At 39.1% G+C, this 21,952-nt stretch carries 3 protein-coding genes; all 3 read right to left on the bottom strand.

The genetic code is table 11. The features are described 5' to 3' along the window. Positions 1 to 234 precede the first annotated feature (234 nt). The 3 genes from QLQ94_RS08395 to QLQ94_RS08385 are packed head-to-tail and all read right to left on the bottom strand — an operon-like array spanning position 235 to position 21,570. Positions 235 to 2,175 carry an OmpA family protein gene (locus QLQ94_RS08395; RefSeq protein WP_482499511.1) on the bottom strand — a complete coding sequence of 647 codons (1,941 nt, stop codon included), beginning with the start codon at positions 2,173 to 2,175 and terminating at the stop codon, positions 235 to 237. Positions 2,176 to 2,185: 10 nt separating this feature from the next. After that, positions 2,186 to 3,091 carry a PorP/SprF family type IX secretion system membrane protein gene (locus QLQ94_RS08390; RefSeq protein WP_271336815.1) on the bottom strand — a complete coding sequence of 302 codons (906 nt, stop codon included), beginning with the start codon at positions 3,089 to 3,091 and terminating at the stop codon, positions 2,186 to 2,188. A gap of 53 nt (positions 3,092 to 3,144) precedes the next feature. Then, entirely contained in the window at positions 3,145 to 21,570 is an 18,426-nt protein-coding gene (locus tag QLQ94_RS08385) for an Ig-like domain-containing protein (protein WP_482499510.1), read from the bottom strand. Positions 21,571 to 21,952 lie beyond the last annotated feature (382 nt).

The following is a 21,952-nucleotide window of genomic DNA, read 5'->3' as shown; positions in this document are numbered from 1 at the left end:
CAGCACAAGTTCCGGAGGAACAAAATATATTGTAGAGCTGGACTTTAGTCCAGCAGAAAAATCAAGCCGATAGATATTTATGAATGGTGTTTTATAAAACAAGCCTAAAATACAGCATAAGTTCCGGAGGAACAAAGTATATTGTAGAGCTGGACTTTAGTCCAGCAGAAATATAAATCAAACCGATGGATATTTATGAATGTCCAGCCAAAATATAGGATTGCAATACGAAAATTACAAATTGGTAATCACAAACTCACTTCTTCTGTTTTGCTGATGTTCTTCTTCTGAACATTTTACGCCATCAGAACATTGATTTACAAGTTGTGATTCTCCGTAACCTTTCGATGTTAATCTATTAGGATTAATTCCTTTGTCTACTAACCATTTCATTGTTGCCTTTGCTCTTTTATCAGACAAAATCTGATTGTATTTTGCTGTTTGTCGGCTATCTGTATGCGAACGAATATCGAGTTTTAGGTCTGGATATTGTTTTAATATTTCGATGATTTTCTCTAATTGAAAGACTGATTCTTTCTTTATAACCGCTTTATCCAAATCGAAATAAATAATAGGAATATCTAGTGTTTTTGCCAAATCTGTTCCTACCGTTATTGTTTTAAATCTTTTTTCTAACTGAATTGGCAAGGTTGTTTTTCCGGATAATTTTTTAATTGTTATTGAAGTTTCTTTACTTTCATAATTAGTCTTTGATGTTCTGACAAAATAATTTTTACCACAATTTACATTAGCAAAAACATAATTTCCTTTTTCGTCCGAAACAACTTCTGCTACAGGATTAAAACTTTCATCTAACAAAGTTATTTTGGTATCTGAAAGAATTGCGTTTGTTTCAACATCTGTAATTGTTCCCGTTAATTCTTGTTCGCAACTAAGTTTTCGTTTTTCGGTAAAACGGTAAATATCGTCAAGTCCCAATCCGTTATCTCTGTTTGAAGAGAAAAATCCGTTTCTTTTTTTACTGTCAATTATAAAAGCAAAATCGTCTTGTTTACTATTTATGGGTTCACCAACATTTTGTATTTGTTCGAAAGAACCGTCATTATTTATTTTAGAAACAAAAATATCAAGTCCGCCTAATCCGGGTCTTCCGTCAGTGGCAAAATAAAGTTCGTTATCGCCGGAAATAAAAGGAAATGTTTCTCTTCCTTCGGTATTTATTGTTGCACCTAAATTTTCGGGTTTCCCAAAGGTTCCGTCCTCATTTATTTTTACTTTAAACAAATCTGATTGTCCTAACGTTCCCGGCATATCTGATGCAAAATACAATGTTTTTTCATCGACGCTTAATGTAGGATGTGCCACACTATATTGATCACTACTGAACGGAAGTTCTTCAATGTTTTTCCATTCGCCATTAACCAAATTAGCTTTGTATAATTTTAATAAAGTAACTTTATTTTTGTCTCTTCCTCTTTTTCCGCCTAAAAAGTTGTTTCGGGTAAAATACATGGTTCGCCCATCTTTTGTAAAAACAGGTGTTGACTCATTAAATTTTGTATTTACTTTTTTCTGAAAACGCTGTGGAATTCCAATACTTCCATCAGAAGCTAATTCGGCTGTATATAAGTTGGTAAAAGACTTGTTTGTCCATTTAAAGTTTTTCTTTACGATTCCGCCTGTATCACGTGCAGAAGTAAATACTAATTTATTATCATAAATAGTGCTTCCGTAATCAGAAAGTTTCGAATTAATTCCTGCATCGGCAATTTCGAATCTTCCGGAATTAGATTTTATTTCTTCTAAATAATTTTTATTGGCTTCAAATAAAACTCCTCTTTTATCAGTGGTTATTTTTTGATTGAATTTTTCTAAAATCGTATCTGCTTTAGCATAATTTCCGTCAGATTTTAAACATTGTGCATATCTATATAAATATTCAGGATCCTGCTGCTCATTGATGGCAAACAATTCATTGTACCATTTTAAGGCTTTTAGCAATTCGCCATTAAAATAATAGGAATTACCAAGACGCTGAAACATCTTTTCATCTTTATATCCTTTATTTGCAACACTTTCGTAAACTTTTATTGCATCTATATAAGCGTATTTCTCGTATTGATCATTGGCATACTTTATACCACTTGTTTGTGCTATTGTATTAAGGAAAAAGAGTAAAAATAAAGCGGTATAATTCAGGTTTTTGATTTTCATGTATCATTTTTTAGAAGAATCTTGGAGATGTAATTCTGTTATAATTATTAAAAAATTCAAAACGCAGGAAAATTTCATGCGATCCGGAATTGTATTTTCTTAATTTGGTTGTTTCATGATCATAACCATACCCTATATATAAACCATCTGATACCTGAAAACCTGCCAGCGCACTTACCGATGCACTCCAACGGTAGGCAAGTCCTAATACAAATTTATCATTGAACATAAAATTACCCGAAAGATCGACTTGTAAAGGAGCTCCTTGTACCATTTTTGTCAATACTGCCGGTTTGAATTTGACGTAATAATCGATATCAAAAACATAACCTGCCATGAAATAGTAGTTTATTTTATCTTTGAAAATAGCATTATCATTATTACTATATCTGTTTGTTTCGATAAAATTAGGAATAGACAATCCTACATAAGCTTTATCTGAATGCCAGTAAACACCTGCCCCGATGTTGGGTGAAATTTTATTTCTTAAATCTTGAAATTGGGGATCGCCCTGATCTTCAAAAGTTAATTTATTTACATCTAGATTAAAAAGATTCGCTGTTGCTTTAATTCCGAAGGAAAGTTTAAAGGTCTCGGAAGTTGGAACAGTATATGATAAATCCGTAGATAACGTGTTTTCGTTTGTTGGCCCAATTTTATCGTTTACTAAAGAAACCCCAAGTCCTAAATCGCTATTATTTAAAGGTGTATTTACCGAGAACGTACTGGTTTCCGGCGCACCATCAAGTCCAACCCATTGTGTACGATATAACCCAAAAACACTTAATGCACCACGTGAACCCGCATAAGCCGGATTGATCGTAATGGTATTGTACATATATTGTGTGTATTGAGAATCTTGCTGCGCTGAACACACAACGGTAAAAAACATGAAAATTAAAACTATCTTTTTCATTAAAAGGGCTTTTAAAAAGCGGCTTAGCTAATAACTAAGCCGCTTGTATTTTTTTATTTGTTGATATATAAATAACCTGAAAGCTGGTGCGAGCCTGAACTGCTGTCTTTGTATTTTAGAATATAGAAATAAGTTCCTTCCGGCAATCCTTCAGACTGTTTTACTGTTGTACGTCCTTGAGAGTAACCTACAAAAGCACGGTCTTCGTTGTTGTAATTGTCTACATCGTAAACTAAAATACCCCAACGGTTGTAAATTTCTACCGTATTATCAGGATAACATTCTAATCCCTGGATATAGAATCTCTTATTCTTTTCGTCTCCGTTTGGAGAGAATGCATTAAAGACTTTTATCACACAACCATGTAAGTCTAAGACTGTAGGTTTATCTCCTGTATTACTGCCATCATCTGACAAGTCATCTACAACAACTCCTTTATTGCTTCGTGCCTGAACACTTGCCTGATTGCTTACGCTACCTTTATTAATATCATTTTGCGTAATCTTGTAAGTAGCTGTAAAGTTGTATTCATCTGATTCGTTTACACCTAAATTTATCGCTAGTCCTGAAACTACAACACCTGGTAAAGGATCTGAAATCATAACTCCCGTCAATGAAACATTTCCTGTGTTTGTTACTTTAAATTTATATGTAATTGTCTCACCTGCATTTGCAACTCCGTTATTGTTTTCATCATTAAACACTGCTGTTTTGATAATCGCAATGGCAGGGAATTCTACAAAAACACTTAACGTTGCCATTCCACAATTAGTTGGATTTGCTTTTTCACAAACCTGGTAGGTTAATGTGTAATTTCCTCCCGGAGTATTTGGTTTCACATTTACAGTTCCGTCCTGATTTAATTCGAAGTATGCACTTTGCGACATACTTAAATTCACATCTGCAGGATTTATTGGTAAACCTTTTAATAAATCATTGTCTAAAACATTGATAAACTCAAGTGAACCATTTATTCCGTCAACATTTACTAATCCATCATTATTAATGATAAGCTGTATCAATGGCGTGATTGGCGGAGTATTTATTACCGAAATCTTCGCAACTGCCTGACTACAATTAGATGGATTTAAGACTTCACAAATCTGATACGTCAATTCATAATTTCCAGTTGGCGTTCCAGACTTTATTTCGATTGTTCCGTCTGCCTTTAAAGTTAAGTTAGGATTCGAAACAACAGTAGTCAAAATAACATCTGCAAGATTAATTACTGATCCGTTTATACTATCATTATCAAATATACTTGTTGTTGAACTGTGTCCTTTATTAGTATCTACAGTTCCTGCATTATCATTATTCGCCTGTAAAACTGCTCCCGTTACAGGAACATAACTTTTTACAGTAACACAATTTGCAGGATTTAAATATTCGCAAATAGTATATTCAATCTCATAGTTTCCTATTGGAGTTCCTGGTTTTACTGTTACCGTTCCGTCCGGATTTAAAGTTAATCCTGTTGGAACTTTTACAACTGTCAGGACTATTCCTCCATTACTATTCTTAATAACAGCTGAATTTCCGTTTAATGTAACATTATTTATTAATGGTAATGTTGTTCCTCCAATGCTTCCATTAATAGGAAGAGTGTTCTCTGTTAGAGCTTTGATTGCTGACTGCCCCACTACAATTACTGAAGTTACCTGATCACAATTTGTTGGATTGGTTACTTCACAAATACTATAAGTCAGGTTATAATTACCTACCGGTATATTTGGAGCTATCGTTACTGTTCCGTCTGCATTTAAGGTGAAACCTGCTGGTACGGTTACTCCTGTAAGGATTATGTTTCCAGGATTCGTTCCTATTACTACAGCAACTCCGTTTAAGGTGTCATTCGATGTTAAGGCTGGGGTTTTACCGCCAACATTTCCATTGATTTCTATTGTAGTTTCAGCTACCGCTTTTATTTCTGCAGCACTAACTACGATAATTGAAGTTACCTGATCGCAATTGTCCGGATTGGTTACTTCGCATATTTTGTATGTTAAATTGTATTCGCCTGCCGGGGTGTTTGGTGCTACTGTTACGGTTCCGTCTGTGTTAAGGGTTAAACCTGTTGGTACGGTTACCGGTGTTAGTGTCACTTGTCCTGCATTGCTTCCAATTACAACATCAAGTCCGTTTAATTTGTCATTGGCGGTTAAAGCTGGGGTTTTACCTCCTGTAAGACCATTGATCTCGGCTGTTTTCTCGGTTACGGCATCAATTGTTGGCTGGCCTACTACGATAATTGAAGTTACCTGATCGCAATTGTCCGGATTGGTTACTTCGCATATTTTGTATGTTAAATTGTATTCGCCTGCTGGGGTGTTTGGTGCTACTGTTACGGTTCCGTCTGTGTTAAGGGTTAAACCTGTTGGTACGGTTACCGGTGTTAGTGTCACTTGTCCTGCATTGCTTCCAATTACAACATCAAGTCCGTTTAATTTGTCATTGGCGGTTAAAGCTGGGGTTTTACCTCCTGTAAGACCATTGATCTCGGCTGTTTTCTCGGTTACGGCATCAATTGTTGGCTGGCCTACTACGATAATTGAAGTTACCTGATCGCAATTGTCCGGATTGGTTACTTCGCATATTTTGTATGTCAGATTGTATTCGCCTGCCGGGGTGTTTGGTGCTACTGTTACGGTTCCGTCTGTGTTAAGGGTTAAACCTGTTGGTACGGTTACCGGTGTTAGTGTCACTTGTCCTGCATTGCTTCCAATTACAACATCAAGTCCGTTTAATTTATCATTGGCGGTTAACGCTGGGGTTTTACCTCCTGTAAGACCATTGATCTCAACTGTTTTCTCGGTTACGGCATCAATTGTTGGCTGGCCTACTACTATAATTGAAGTTACCTGATCGCAATTGTCCGGATTGGTTACTTCGCATATTTTGTATGTCAGATTGTATTCGCCTGCCGGGGTGTTTGGTGCTACTGTTACGGTTCCGTCTGTATTAAGGGTTAAACCTGTTGGTACGGTTACCGGTGTTAGTGTCACTTGTCCTGCATTGCTTCCAATTACAACATCAAGTCCGTTTAATTTATCATTGGCGGTTAACGCTGGGGTTTTACCTCCTGTAAGACCATTGATCTCAACTGTTTTCTCGGTTACGGCATCAATTGTTGGCTGGCCTACTACAACTGTTACTATAGCTGAATCACAATTTATTAAATTCAACTTCTCGCAAATAGAATATTCTAACTCATAACTTCCTGCTGGAGTGTTTGCATCGACCGTAATAGAACCATCAACATTTAAAGTAATCCCTGTTGGATATGTTCCTTTTTCGGCCACAGTAACATTAGATGGATTTACCGGATCACCTTTTAGAGTATCGTTATCTAAAACAGAAACTGTTGTTGTTCCTCCATCTTTTCCATTAATCATTTCTGAGGTATCATCCATAGCACAAATAACTTTCCAAATATCAACATTTTCCGAAACTCCTGATTCACATCCAAAGGAATTTGTTACGGTATAGTTAAAAGTCGTTCCTGCTGCCAATCCTGAAATAGTTCTAGAAGCAGTGTTTCCTGAAATATTTCCTGGATTGATTATCCAATTTCCTGCAGGTAAGCCATTCAATACTACACTTCCTGTTGACAAAGTACAAGTAGACTGCGTGATGGTTCCGACTGTTGGAGCTGATGGAACTGCTAATTGTGCGTTTCCGTTATAGGTAAAACTTGCTGATGTAGCAGAACATTGTGAACTGTTCTTAGCTGTAATCGTGTAAGATGTTCCTGTACTACCGCCTGTGATAACTCCGCCTGTTCCTACTGCTAATCCTAATGGAGTTGAAGTATACGTTAAGTTAGCATCGTATACACTTAAAATATTTCTTGCTGCTGCACTACAGCTCTCTGCTGTTACAACAACTGTTGGAGCTGATGGAACTGCTAATTGTGCGTTTCCGTTATAGGTAAAACTTGCTGATGTAGCAGAACATTGTGAACTGTTCTTAGCTGTAATCGTGTAAGATGTTCCTGTACTACCGCCTGTGATAACTCCGCCTGTTCCTACTGCTAATCCTAATGGAGTTGAAGTATACGTTAAGTTAGCATCGTATACACTTAAAATATTTCTTGCTGCTGCACTACAGCTCTCTGCTGTTACAACAACTGTTGGAGCTGATGGAACTGCTAATTGTGCGTTTCCGTTATAGGTAAAACTTGCTGATGTAGCAGAACATTGTGAACTGTTTTTAGCTGTAATCGTGTAAGATGTTCCTGTACTACCGCCTGTGATAACTCCGCCTGTTCCTACTGCTAATCCTAATGGAGTTGAAGTATACGTTAAGTTAGCATCGTATACACTTAAAATATTTCTTGCTGCTGCACTACAGCTCTCTGCTGTTACAACAACTGTTGGAGCTGATGGAACTGCTAATTGTGCGTTTCCGTTATAGGTAAAACTTGCTGATGTAGCAGAACATTGTGAACTGTTCTTAGCTGTAATCGTGTAAGATGTTCCTGTACTACCGCCTGTGATAACTCCGCCTGTTCCTACTGCTAATCCTAATGGAGTTGAAGTATACGTTAAGTTAGCATCGTATACACTTAAAATATTTCTTGCTGCTGCACTACAGCTCTCTGCTGTTACAACAACTGTTGGAGCTGATGGAACTGCTAATTGTGCGTTTCCGTTATAGGTAAAACTTGCTGATGTAGCAGAACATTGTGAACTGTTCTTAGCTGTAATCGTGTAAGATGTTCCTGTACTACCGCCTGTGATAACTCCGCCTGTTCCTACTGCTAATCCTAATGGAGTTGAAGTATACGTTAAGTTAGCATCGTATACACTTAAAATATTTCTTGCTGCTGCACTACAGCTCTCTGCTGTTACAACAACTGTTGGAGCTGATGGAACTGCTAATTGTGCGTTTCCGTTATAGGTAAAACTTGCTGATGTAGCAGAACATTGTGAACTGTTCTTAGCTGTAATCGTGTAAGATGTTCCTGTACTACCGCCTGTGATAACTCCGCCTGTTCCTACTGCTAATCCTAATGGAGTTGAAGTATACGTTAAGTTAGCATCGTATACACTTAAAATATTTCTTGCTGCTGCACTACAGCTCTCTGCTGTTACAACAACTGTTGGAGCTGATGGAACTGCTAATTGTGCGTTTCCGTTATAGGTAAAACTTGCTGATGTAGCAGAACATTGTGAACTGTTTTTAGCTGTAATCGTGTAAGATGTTCCTGTACTACCGCCTGTGATAACTCCGCCTGTTCCTACTGCTAATCCTAATGGAGTTGAAGTATACGTTAAGTTAGCATCGTATACACTTAAAATATTTCTTGCTGCTGCACTACAGCTCTCTGCTGTTACAGCAACTGTTGGAGCTGATGGAACTGCTAATTGTGCGTTTCCGTTATAGGTAAAACTTGCTGATGTAGCAGAACATTGTGAACTGTTCTTAGCTGTAATCGTGTAAGATGTTCCTGTACTACCGCCTGTGATAACTCCGCCTGTTCCTACTGCTAATCCTAATGGAGTTGAAGTATACGTTAAGTTAGCATCGTATACACTTAAAATATTTCTTGCTGCTGCACTACAGCTCTCTGCTGTTACAACAACTGTTGGAGCTGATGGAACTGCTAATTGTGCGTTTCCGTTATAGGTAAAACTTGCTGATGTAGCAGAACATTGTGAACTGTTCTTAGCTGTAATCGTGTAAGATGTTCCTGTACTACCGCCTGTGATAACTCCGCCTGTTCCTACTGCTAATCCTAATGGAGTTGAAGTATACGTTAAGTTAGCATCGTATACACTTAAAATATTTCTTGCTGCTGCACTACAGCTCTCTGCTGTTACAGCAACTGTTGGAGCTGATGGAACTGCTAATTGTGCGTTTCCGTTATAGGTAAAACTTGCTGATGTAGCAGAACATTGTGAACTGTTCTTAGCTGTAATCGTGTAAGATGTTCCTGTACTACCGCCTGTGATAACTCCGCCTGTTCCTACTGCTAATCCTAATGGAGTTGAAGTATACGTTAAGTTAGCATCGTATACACTTAAAATATTTCTTGCTGCTGCACTACAGCTCTCTGCTGTTACAACAACTGTTGGAGCTGATGGAACTGCTAATTGTGCGTTTCCGTTATAGGTAAAACTTGCTGATGTAGCAGAACATTGTGAACTGTTCTTAGCTGTAATCGTGTAAGATGTTCCTGTACTACCGCCTGTGATAACTCCGCCTGTTCCTACTGCTAATCCTAATGGAGTTGAAGTATACGTTAAGTTAGCATCGTATACACTTAAAATATTTCTTGCTGCTGCACTACAGCTCTCTGCTGTTACAACAACTGTTGGAGCTGATGGAACTGCTAATTGTGCGTTTCCGTTATAGGTAAAACTTGCTGATGTAGCAGAACATTGTGAACTGTTCTTAGCTGTAATCGTGTAAGATGTTCCTGTACTACCGCCTGTGATAACTCCGCCTGTTCCTACTGCTAATCCTAATGGAGTTGAAGTATACGTTAAGTTAGCATCGTATACACTTAAAATATTTCTTGCTGCTGCACTACAGCTCTCTGCTGTTACAACAACTGTTGGAGCTGATGGAACTGCTAATTGTGCGTTTCCGTTATAGGTAAAACTTGCTGATGTAGCAGAACATTGTGAACTGTTCTTAGCTGTAATCGTGTAAGATGTTCCTGTACTACCGCCTGTGATAACTCCGCCTGTTCCTACTGCTAATCCTAATGGAGTTGAAGTATACGTTAAGTTAGCATCGTATACACTTAAAATATTTCTTGCTGCTGCACTACAGCTCTCTGCTGTTACAACAACTGTTGGAGCTGATGGAACTGCTAATTGTGCGTTTCCGTTATAGGTAAAACTTGCTGATGTAGCAGAACATTGTGAACTGTTCTTAGCTGTAATCGTGTAAGATGTTCCTGTACTACCGCCTGTGATAACTCCGCCTGTTCCTACTGCTAATCCTAATGGAGTTGAAGTATACGTTAAGTTAGCATCGTATACACTTAAAATATTTCTTGCTGCTGCACTACAGCTCTCTGCTGTTACAACAACTGTTGGAGCTGATGGAACTGCTAATTGTGCGTTTCCGTTATAGGTAAAACTTGCTGATGTAGCAGAACATTGTGAACTGTTCTTAGCTGTAATCGTGTAAGATGTTCCTGTACTACCGCCTGTGATAACTCCGCCTGTTCCTACTGCTAATCCTAATGGAGTTGAAGTATACGTTAAGTTAGCATCGTATACACTTAAAATATTTCTTGCTGCTGCACTACAGCTCTCTGCTGTTACAGCAACTGTTGGAGCTGATGGAACTGCTAATTGTGCGTTTCCGTTATAGGTAAAACTTGCTGATGTAGCAGAACATTGTGAACTGTTCTTAGCTGTAATCGTGTAAGATGTTCCTGTACTACCGCCTGTGATAACTCCGCCTGTTCCTACTGCTAATCCTAATGGAGTTGAAGTATACGTTAAGTTAGCATCGTATACACTTAAAATATTTCTTGCTGCTGCACTACAGCTCTCTGCTGTTACAACAACTGTTGGAGCTGATGGAACTGCTAATTGTGCGTTTCCGTTATAGGTAAAACTTGCTGATGTAGCAGAACATTGTGAACTGTTCTTAGCTGTAATCGTGTAAGATGTTCCTGTACTACCGCCTGTGATAACTCCGCCTGTTCCTACTGCTAATCCTAATGGAGTTGAAGTATACGTTAAGTTAGCATCGTATACACTTAAAATATTTCTTGCTGCTGCACTACAGCTCTCTGCTGTTACAGCAACTGTTGGAGCTGATGGAACTGCTAATTGTGCGTTTCCGTTATAGGTAAAACTTGCTGATGTAGCAGAACATTGTGAACTGTTCTTAGCTGTAATCGTGTAAGATGTTCCTGTACTACCGCCTGTGATAACTCCGCCTGTTCCTACTGCTAATCCTAATGGAGTTGAAGTATACGTTAAGTTAGCATCGTATACACTTAAAATATTTCTTGCTGCTGCACTACAGCTCTCTGCTGTTACAACAACTGTTGGAGCTGATGGAACTGCTAATTGTGCGTTTCCGTTATAGGTAAAACTTGCTGATGTAGCAGAACATTGTGAACTGTTCTTAGCTGTAATCGTGTAAGATGTTCCTGTACTACCGCCTGTGATAACTCCGCCTGTTCCTACTGCTAATCCTAATGGAGTTGAAGTATACGTTAAGTTAGCATCGTATACACTTAAAATATTTCTTGCTGCTGCACTACAGCTCTCTGCTGTTACAGCAACTGTTGGAGCTGATGGAACTGCTAATTGTGCGTTTCCGTTATAGGTAAAACTTGCTGATGTAGCAGAACATTGTGAACTGTTCTTAGCTGTAATCGTGTAAGATGTTCCTGTACTACCGCCTGTGATAACTCCGCCTGTTCCTACTGCTAATCCTAATGGAGTTGAAGTATACGTTAAGTTAGCATCGTATACACTTAAAATATTTCTTGCTGCTGCACTACAGCTCTCTGCTGTTACAACAACTGTTGGAGCTGATGGAACTGCTAATTGTGCGTTTCCGTTATAGGTAAAACTTGCTGATGTAGCAGAACATTGTGAACTGTTCTTAGCTGTAATCGTGTAAGATGTTCCTGTACTACCGCCTGTGATAACTCCGCCTGTTCCTACTGCTAATCCTAATGGAGTTGAAGTATACGTTAAGTTAGCATCGTATACACTTAAAATATTTCTTGCTGCTGCACTACAGCTCTCTGCTGTTACAACAACTGTTGGAGCTGATGGAACTGCTAATTGTGCGTTTCCGTTATAGGTAAAACTTGCTGATGTAGCAGAACATTGTGAACTGTTCTTAGCTGTAATCGTGTAAGATGTTCCTGTACTACCGCCTGTGATAACTCCGCCTGTTCCTACTGCTAATCCTAATGGAGTTGAAGTATACGTTAAGTTAGCATCGTATACACTTAAAATATTTCTTGCTGCTGCACTACAGCTCTCTGCTGTTACAACAACTGTTGGAGCTGATGGAACTGCTAATTGTGCGTTTCCGTTATAGGTAAAACTTGCTGATGTAGCAGAACATTGTGAACTGTTCTTAGCTGTAATCGTGTAAGATGTTCCTGTACTACCGCCTGTGATAACTCCGCCTGTTCCTACTGCTAATCCTAATGGAGTTGAAGTATACGTTAAGTTAGCATCGTATACACTTAAAATATTTCTTGCTGCTGCACTACAGCTCTCTGCTGTTACAACAACTGTTGGAGCTGATGGAACTGCTAATTGTGCGTTTCCGTTATAGGTAAAACTTGCTGATGTAGCAGAACATTGTGAACTGTTCTTAGCTGTAATCGTGTAAGATGTTCCTGTACTACCGCCTGTGATAACTCCGCCTGTTCCTACTGCTAATCCTAATGGAGTTGAAGTATACGTTAAGTTAGCATCGTATACACTTAAAATATTTCTTGCTGCTGCACTACAGCTCTCTGCTGTTACAACAACTGTTGGAGCTGATGGAACTGCTAATTGTGCGTTTCCGTTATAGGTAAAACTTGCTGATGTAGCAGAACATTGTGAACTGTTCTTAGCTGTAATCGTGTAAGATGTTCCTGTACTACCGCCTGTGATAACTCCGCCTGTTCCTACTGCTAATCCTAATGGAGTTGAAGTATACGTTAAGTTAGCATCGTATACACTTAAAATATTTCTTGCTGCTGCACTACAGCTCTCTGCTGTTACAGCAACTGTTGGAGCTGATGGAACTGCTAATTGTGCGTTTCCGTTATAGGTAAAACTTGCTGATGTAGCAGAACATTGTGAACTGTTCTTAGCTGTAATCGTGTAAGATGTTCCTGTACTACCGCCTGTGATAACTCCGCCTGTTCCTACTGCTAATCCTAATGGAGTTGAAGTATACGTTAAGTTAGCATCGTATACACTTAAAATATTTCTTGCTGCTGCACTACAGCTCTCTGCTGTTACAACAACTGTTGGAGCTGATGGAACTGCTAATTGTGCGTTTCCGTTATAGGTAAAACTTGCTGATGTAGCAGAACATTGTGAACTGTTCTTAGCTGTAATCGTGTAAGATGTTCCTGTACTACCGCCTGTGATAACTCCGCCTGTTCCTACTGCTAATCCTAATGGAGTTGAAGTATACGTTAAGTTAGCATCGTATACACTTAAAATATTTCTTGCTGCTGCACTACAGCTCTCTGCTGTTACAACAACTGTTGGAGCTGATGGAACTGCTAATTGTGCGTTTCCGTTATAGGTAAAACTTGCTGATGTAGCAGAACATTGTGAACTGTTTTTAGCTGTAATCGTGTAAGATGTTCCTGTACTACCGCCTGTGATAACTCCGCCTGTTCCTACTGCTAATCCTAATGGAGTTGAAGTATACGTTAAGTTAGCATCGTATACACTTAAAATATTTCTTGCTGCTGCACTACAGCTCTCTGCTGTTACAGCAACTGTTGGAGCTGATGGAACTGCTAATTGTGCGTTTCCGTTATAGGTAAAACTTGCTGATGTAGCAGAACATTGTGAACTGTTCTTAGCTGTAATCGTGTAAGATGTTCCTGTACTACCGCCTGTGATAACTCCGCCTGTTCCTACTGCTAATCCTAATGGAGTTGAAGTATACGTTAAGTTAGCATCGTATACACTTAAAATATTTCTTGCTGCTGCACTACAGCTCTCTGCTGTTACAACAACTGTTGGAGCTGATGGAACTGCTAATTGTGCGTTTCCGTTATAGGTAAAACTTGCTGATGTAGCAGAACATTGTGAACTGTTCTTAGCTGTAATCGTGTAAGATGTTCCTGTACTACCGCCTGTGATAACTCCGCCTGTTCCTACTGCTAATCCTAATGGAGTTGAAGTATACGTTAAGTTAGCATCGTATACACTTAAAATATTTCTTGCTGCTGCACTACAGCTCTCTGCTGTTACAACAACTGTTGGAGCTGATGGAACTGCTAATTGTGCGTTTCCGTTATAGGTAAAACTTGCTGATGTAGCAGAACATTGTGAACTGTTCTTAGCTGTAATCGTGTAAGATGTTCCTGTACTACCGCCTGTGATAACTCCGCCTGTTCCTACTGCTAATCCTAATGGAGTTGAAGTATACGTTAAGTTAGCATCGTATACACTTAAAATATTTCTTGCTGCTGCACTACAGCTCTCTGCTGTTACAACAACTGTTGGAGCTGATGGAACTGCTAATTGTGCGTTTCCGTTATAGGTAAAACTTGCTGATGTAGCAGAACATTGTGAACTGTTCTTAGCTGTAATCGTGTAAGATGTTCCTGTACTACCGCCTGTGATAACTCCGCCTGTTCCTACTGCTAATCCTAATGGAGTTGAAGTATACGTTAAGTTAGCATCGTATACACTTAAAATATTTCTTGCTGCTGCACTACAGCTCTCTGCTGTTACAACAACTGTTGGAGCTGATGGAACTGCTAATTGTGCGTTTCCGTTATAGGTAAAACTTGCTGATGTAGCAGAACATTGTGAACTGTTCTTAGCTGTAATCGTGTAAGATGTTCCTGTACTACCGCCTGTGATAACTCCGCCTGTTCCTACTGCTAATCCTAATGGAGTTGAAGTATACGTTAAGTTAGCATCGTATACACTTAAAATATTTCTTGCTGCTGCACTACAGCTCTCTGCTGTTACAGCAACTGTTGGAGCTGATGGAACTGCTAATTGTGCGTTTCCGTTATAGGTAAAACTTGCTGATGTAGCAGAACATTGTGAACTGTTCTTAGCTGTAATCGTGTAAGATGTTCCTGTACTACCGCCTGTGATAACTCCGCCTGTTCCTACTGCTAATCCTAATGGAGTTGAAGTATACGTTAAGTTAGCATCGTATACACTTAAAATATTTCTTGCTGCTGCACTACAGCTCTCTGCTGTTACAACAACTGTTGGAGCTGATGGAACTGCTAATTGTGCGTTTCCGTTATAGGTAAAACTTGCTGATGTAGCAGAACATTGTGAACTGTTCTTAGCTGTAATCGTGTAAGATGTTCCTGTACTACCGCCTGTGATAACTCCGCCTGTTCCTACTGCTAATCCTAATGGAGTTGAAGTATACGTTAAGTTAGCATCGTATACACTTAAAATATTTCTTGCTGCTGCACTACAGCTCTCTGCTGTTACAACAACTGTTGGAGCTGATGGAACTGCTAATTGTGCGTTTCCGTTATAGGTAAAACTTGCTGATGTAGCAGAACATTGTGAACTGTTTTTAGCTGTAATCGTGTAAGATGTTCCTGTACTACCGCCTGTGATAACTCCGCCTGTTCCTACTGCTAATCCTAATGGAGTTGAAGTATACGTTAAGTTAGCATCGTATACACTTAAAATATTTCTTGCTGCTGCACTACAGCTCTCTGCTGTTACAACAACTGTTGGAGCTGATGGAACTGCTAATTGTGCGTTTCCGTTATAGGTAAAACTTGCTGATGTAGCAGAACATTGTGAACTGTTCTTAGCTGTAATCGTGTAAGATGTTCCTGTACTACCGCCTGTGATAACTCCGCCTGTTCCTACTGCTAATCCTAATGGAGTTGAAGTATACGTTAAGTTAGCATCGTATACACTTAAAATATTTCTTGCTGCTGCACTACAGCTCTCTGCTGTTACAACAACTGTTGGAGCTGATGGAACTGCTAATTGTGCGTTTCCGTTATAGGTAAAACTTGCTGATGTAGCAGAACATTGTGAACTGTTCTTAGCTGTAATCGTGTAAGATGTTCCTGTACTACCGCCTGTGATAACTCCGCCTGTTCCTACTGCTAATCCTAATGGAGTTGAAGTATACGTTAAGTTAGCATCGTATACACTTAAAATATTTCTTGCTGCTGCACTACAGCTCTCTGCTGTTACAACAACTGTTGGAGCTGATGGAACTGCTAATTGTGCGTTTCCGTTATAGGTAAAACTTGCTGATGTAGCAGAACATTGTGAACTGTTCTTAGCTGTAATCGTGTAAGATGTTCCTGTACTACCGCCTGTGATAACTCCGCCTGTTCCTACTGCTAATCCTAATGGAGTTGAAGTATACGTTAAGTTAGCATCGTATACACTTAAAATATTTCTTGCTGCTGCACTACAGCTCTCTGCTGTTACAACAACTGTTGGAGCTGATGGAACTGCTAATTGTGCGTTTCCGTTATAGGTAAAACTTGCTGATGTAGCAGAACATTGTGAACTGTTCTTAGCTGTAATCGTGTAAGATGTTCCTGTACTACCGCCTGTGATAACTCCGCCTGTTCCTACTGCTAATCCTAATGGAGTTGAAGTATACGTTAAGTTAGCATCGTATACACTTAAAATATTTCTTGCTGCTGCACTACAGCTCTCTGCTGTTACAGCAACTGTTGGAGCTGATGGAACTGCTAATTGTGCGTTTCCGTTATAGGTAAAACTTGCTGATGTAGCAGAACATTGTGAACTGTTCTTAGCTGTAATCGTGTAAGATGTTCCTGTACTACCGCCTGTGATAACTCCGCCTGTTCCTACTGCTAATCCTAATGGAGTTGAAGTATACGTTAAGTTAGCATCGTATACACTTAAAATATTTCTTGCTGCTGCACTACAGCTCTCTGCTGTTACAACAACTGTTGGAGCTGATGGAACTGCTAATTGTGCGTTTCCGTTATAGGTAAAACTTGCTGATGTAGCAGAACATTGTGAACTGTTCTTAGCTGTAATCGTGTAAGATGTTCCTGTACTACCGCCTGTGATAACTCCGCCTGTTCCTACTGCTAATCCTAATGGAGTTGAAGTATACGTTAAGTTAGCATCGTATACACTTAAAATATTTCTTGCTGCTGCACTACAGCTCTCTGCTGTTACAGCAACTGTTGGAGCTGATGGAACTGCTAATTGTGCGTTTCCGTTATAGGTAAAACTTGCTGATGTAGCAGAACATTGTGAACTGTTCTTAGCTGTAATCGTGTAAGATGTTCCTGTACTACCGCCTGTGATAACTCCGCCTGTTCCTACTGCTAATCCTAATGGAGTTGAAGTATACGTTAAGTTAGCATCGTATACACTTAAAATATTTCTTGCTGCTGCACTACAGCTCTCTGCTGTTACAACAACTGTTGGAGCTGATGGAACTGCTAATTGTGCGTTTCCGTTATAGGTAAAACTTGCTGATGTAGCAGAACATTGTGAACTGTTCTTAGCTGTAATCGTGTAAGATGTTCCTGTACTACCGCCTGTGATAACTCCGCCTGTTCCTACTGCTAATCCTAATGGAGTTGAAGTATACGTTAAGTTAGCATCGTATACACTTAAAATATTTCTTGCTGCTGCACTACAGCTCTCTGCTGTTACAACAACTGTTGGAGCTGATGGAACTGCTAATTGTGCGTTTCCGTTATAGGTAAAACTTGCTGATGTAGCAGAACATTGTGAACTGTTCTTAGCTGTAATCGTGTAAGATGTTCCTGTACTACCGCCTGTGATAACTCCGCCTGTTCCTACTGCTAATCCTAATGGAGTTGAAGTATACGTTAAGTTAGCATCGTATACACTTAAAATATTTCTTGCTGCTGCACTACAGCTCTCTGCTGTTACAACAACTGTTGGAGCTGATGGAACTGCTAATTGTGCGTTTCCGTTATAGGTAAAACTTGCTGATGTAGCAGAACATTGTGAACTGTTCTTAGCTGTAATCGTGTAAGATGTTCCTGTACTACCGCCTGTGATAACTCCGCCTGTTCCTACTGCTAATCCTAATGGAGTTGAAGTATACGTTAAGTTAGCATCGTATACACTTAAAATATTTCTTGCTGCTGCACTACAGCTCTCTGCTGTTACAACAACTGTTGGAGCTGATGGAACTGCAGGAGTCGCATTGATCGATCCTGAAGTAGCCGTAACCGAACTACACAATGAAGTAGCATCTTTAGCTACAACAGTATGCGTTCCAGCGCTTACATTAAAAGTAGCTGAAGTAAGCACAGCAAAAGTTGCATTATCTACAGAATATTGAGTTGTAGCATTATAATTATTAATGGTCAACGTTCCGGAAACACCACAAGTTGGTTGTTTAATTGTTAGTGTTGGTGTTGCTGGCAACGAATTAACCGTTACCTTCCCCATTATTGTTACAGCCGAACATGGTGTTGTATGACCAACCGTTGTTATACTATAGGAGGTGCCATTTGTTGTTGGAATTCCTGAAATCGTAACTGTTTTTGCATCTGGATCAACTTTAAAATCTAATCCGGTTGGCAAATTTTTTACGATAGCATTGGTCGCACTTCCTCCAAAAGTATAAACTGTAGTTGGGATTGCTGATCCTGCACAAACTGCCGAGTTTTGTGTACCGCTGGTTAATGAAATTGTAGAAGGATTATTTATAACTGCAGTAACTGCAATTCTTGATGTACTGGTACAGCCAGAAGACGTAATAGTAGCACCTACATAATAAGTAGTAGTAGCTGTTAAATTAGGAGTTGTAAAATCCCCACCTGTTTTTAATAATGTGCCGCCAGTCAAACTATTGTACCAATATATAGTTGCTCCAGCTGATGCTGTCGCAAGTAGCTGTACTGTTCCTGGGCCACAATTAGAACCTTCTGTAGTAGAATTTATTGTTGGTGTAGTATTGATTGTTGCTTTAACTTCAGTTCTGGCTCCTGTAGTACATCCATTATCAGTCGCATCAACATAATAACTCGTTGTTGTTGATAAATTTGGCGTATCATAAGTCGTTCCTGTTGTCAAAAATGTACCACCTGTTGCTGCTGTATACCAATTGATTGTTCCTGAAGAAGCTGTGGCTCCTAAAGTTAAAGTTCCTGCATCACATCGTGAAGCTGGTACTGTGTTTGTTATAGTTGGTTTTGGCTTAATAACAAAATTTGCCGCTGCCCTGCAAGTCGAAAGAGGACAACTTGCATAATAAATTATAGTTCGTACTGTAGTTCTATCTGTTAAAGTTGGAATAAACGAAGAACCTTTAAATAATGCCTCTCCTCCAAGAGCATTCGCAAACCATTCTATATCATTAGAGTTGCATGATGTAGATGTTGCAGTTAATGCTGCACTCGGATCTCCTTGACAAATTGAAACTCCTATGGTAGTTGGTGCTCCTGAAATTGCATCTACAGTCATTTCATTACTAGGAAGTGAAGTACATCCTTGTGGATCGGTTGTAGTTACTTTGTATTTCCCTGCAACTAGTCCAGAAAAAGTACCTGTCGAATTATTAATTGGAGCCGTTACAGGATTTGTTCCCGTTAACGTATACCTTATATTTGTTCCGTTGGCAGGACTACTTACTTTAATCGTTCCTGTTGGTGTAGTACAACTTGCTTGTGTTGTTACCGAAGCAGTCGGAGCGTTTGGTAAAGCTAAAATTATTATATCATCTTCTGTCCCAGCACCATTAAAATTAAATCCAGGGACAGGTGCTTGACTAGCTCCCTCATAATTTTTATTTGCACTGATGGAGGCATTTGTAGATGCCGTTATTTGTCTGTTTACACTAGTACGTGTTGGATCAAGATATAAAGCCTGTGCCTTAGAATCATATGTACCCGCTGCAATTGATGTTACGATCTTACCTGTTAAAGTTATTGTAACTACTCCATCTTTAGCAATATTAAAACCACCAAAAATTGGATTATTACCTGTAGCAGTATTAGTCAAAGTTCCAGCAGGTCCCGAAGCATCAACTGAATATGCTGCTATAGCTGAATCAAATTCAATTCCATTTGGAAAAGTAAAATCCAAAACAACTCCAGCCGCATTTCCTACTCCTGCATTTTTTATTTGAATTTCATAAGAAACCTTTTCTCCTACCGAATTACAAACAGTTTTATTAGACGAAGATTTTACTGTAATTTCAAGACGTGGAAAACAACTTGAATTAACCTGCAGGTTTGCTGGTAAATCTGATGTAACAAAAGTGGATACATGTCCATCTGATCCAGGCATCGCCCCATGTGCTGTAGTATTACCACTGTTTGCTCCTGTTGTCATTCCTGATAAGCCTTTGCTTACATCGGTTTTAGTTATTACTGTTCCTACAAGATTATGTCTAATGATACCACCACCACCACCACCACCAGGTCCGTGTTCGTTGTTAGTATCTCTTTCTGTATTTCCTCCCTTTCCTCCTTTTGCACTAATTGTAATTGTTCCAGAACTACTATTAGAAATATTTAATAATACAGTTCCTCCAGCTCCGGCACCTCCGGCACCATCAGGTGAACTTCCATAAATACCTGGAGCTCCATCTCCACCATTGGCTTCAATTAATCCAACCCCTTGAACAACACCGGCATTAATGAGTACAATAGCACCTCCAACACCGCCTTTTACACCATCAACAGCATCATTTGCATCTCCGGCTCCACCTCCGCCACCCATTATAAGCCTCGTCAACGATGGTGTAGATGTAGAAGTAAGCATAGGAAAAGATTTAAAACCTGGTCGTCCTCCTCCGGTAAGACCACCATTATCATAGCGATCTCCTCCAGCATATCCCTGCCAGCCATAACCACCTAAACCACCATAACCACCATTACCGCCACCACCACCACCGGTATTGTGATCATTACCACCTCCACCAGCATTGGCAGCTGCCCCTCTTCCAGAGGAACCAACAGGTAAACCTTCGGTAGCATTAATCACCTGGTTAAAGCCATCCCACATATATTTGGGTGTCCCTGCAATTCCTTCTCCTTTACAAGAAATTGCGGTATTTGTAGCAACTCCAACATAAGTTGTTGCATTATTTGCACCTGAAGCAGCTTTCGGACTAAACCCTCCTCTAAATCCTCTTGCATTTCCATCAATTTTCATTCCACCAAAATCGAAAAATCCAGAAACATTAAAAGCAATAACTCCTCCGGCAACACCATTAAATGGCGGTGTTGTAATATCTGATTTTAAAGTTAAGTTAGAGTATTGTGGGACTCTAATAATTTGAAATGTTCTCTTTCCTCTTAATCCTGTCGCATCTGCATTATAAAAACTATTAAAAGCACCGCCATTGGGACCTGTACCTTTAAAGGTCAAATTCCCACCTGTCAATGGTACATTACTAGTAGCAATAACATACTCAAAAATACCCGAATTACCAATATCGGTAAATCCTGTACCTCCTTTACCATCAGGGCCACTATACGTCGTACCTGAACCATAACTAGCATCATTTGAAGAGTTTATTGTTGCATCTTGCATCTGGATGATCAAAATCAAATCTCCTACAGAAATTGGTGTTGTCCCAAAATTGTTTTTATGCTGATCTGTAGCTGGTACAGCACCTAATACAATAGATAAAGAGCCTTCAGGCAATGTTCTATTACCAGCAATTGGATAATAAGTATTTACAGAACCTGTTATCGCAACAGGACCATCAGCTCCGGGCGTACCACAAATTTGTGCGAATGAAGATATAGATGTTATAAATAATAAAACTAAAGAGATTAGTCTAAAAAATTTAGACTGACTAAGAGTAAAGTTACGCATAGACAATTGTGGTATTAAGAATAGAAGAATGGAAAGCCGAAGAACCAATTGTGGTTTTCAGCATATAGGGTAAATACGATAAAATAAAGGAAATGGTTTTTGCAAATCCCGAAAAAGTTTTTTCAGGATCGTCACAAAAATAAAGTAGTTTTTGCACCATAAATGTATGTCGTTCAAGGCATAAAAGTTGCCTTTAGGTTAAATTAGTAGTTTTGGAGTCGCGAAAGTATACAAACACCTATTTACTAACTACTTTAGTCGACAAACTACACGGATAAACGTTGAACGACACTTTTTGACGATAAAAATTAACATCAAGTTGTGAAAAACTTAACTATTCGGTAATAAAACAACAGAAATTTCTTAATTTTTTAAAGTATTA

This window comes from Flavobacterium sp. B114r (genome assembly GCF_056824125.1).
The sequence above is the reverse complement of the archived record's forward strand: the minus strand, read 5'-3'. Positions and strand labels throughout refer to the sequence as shown.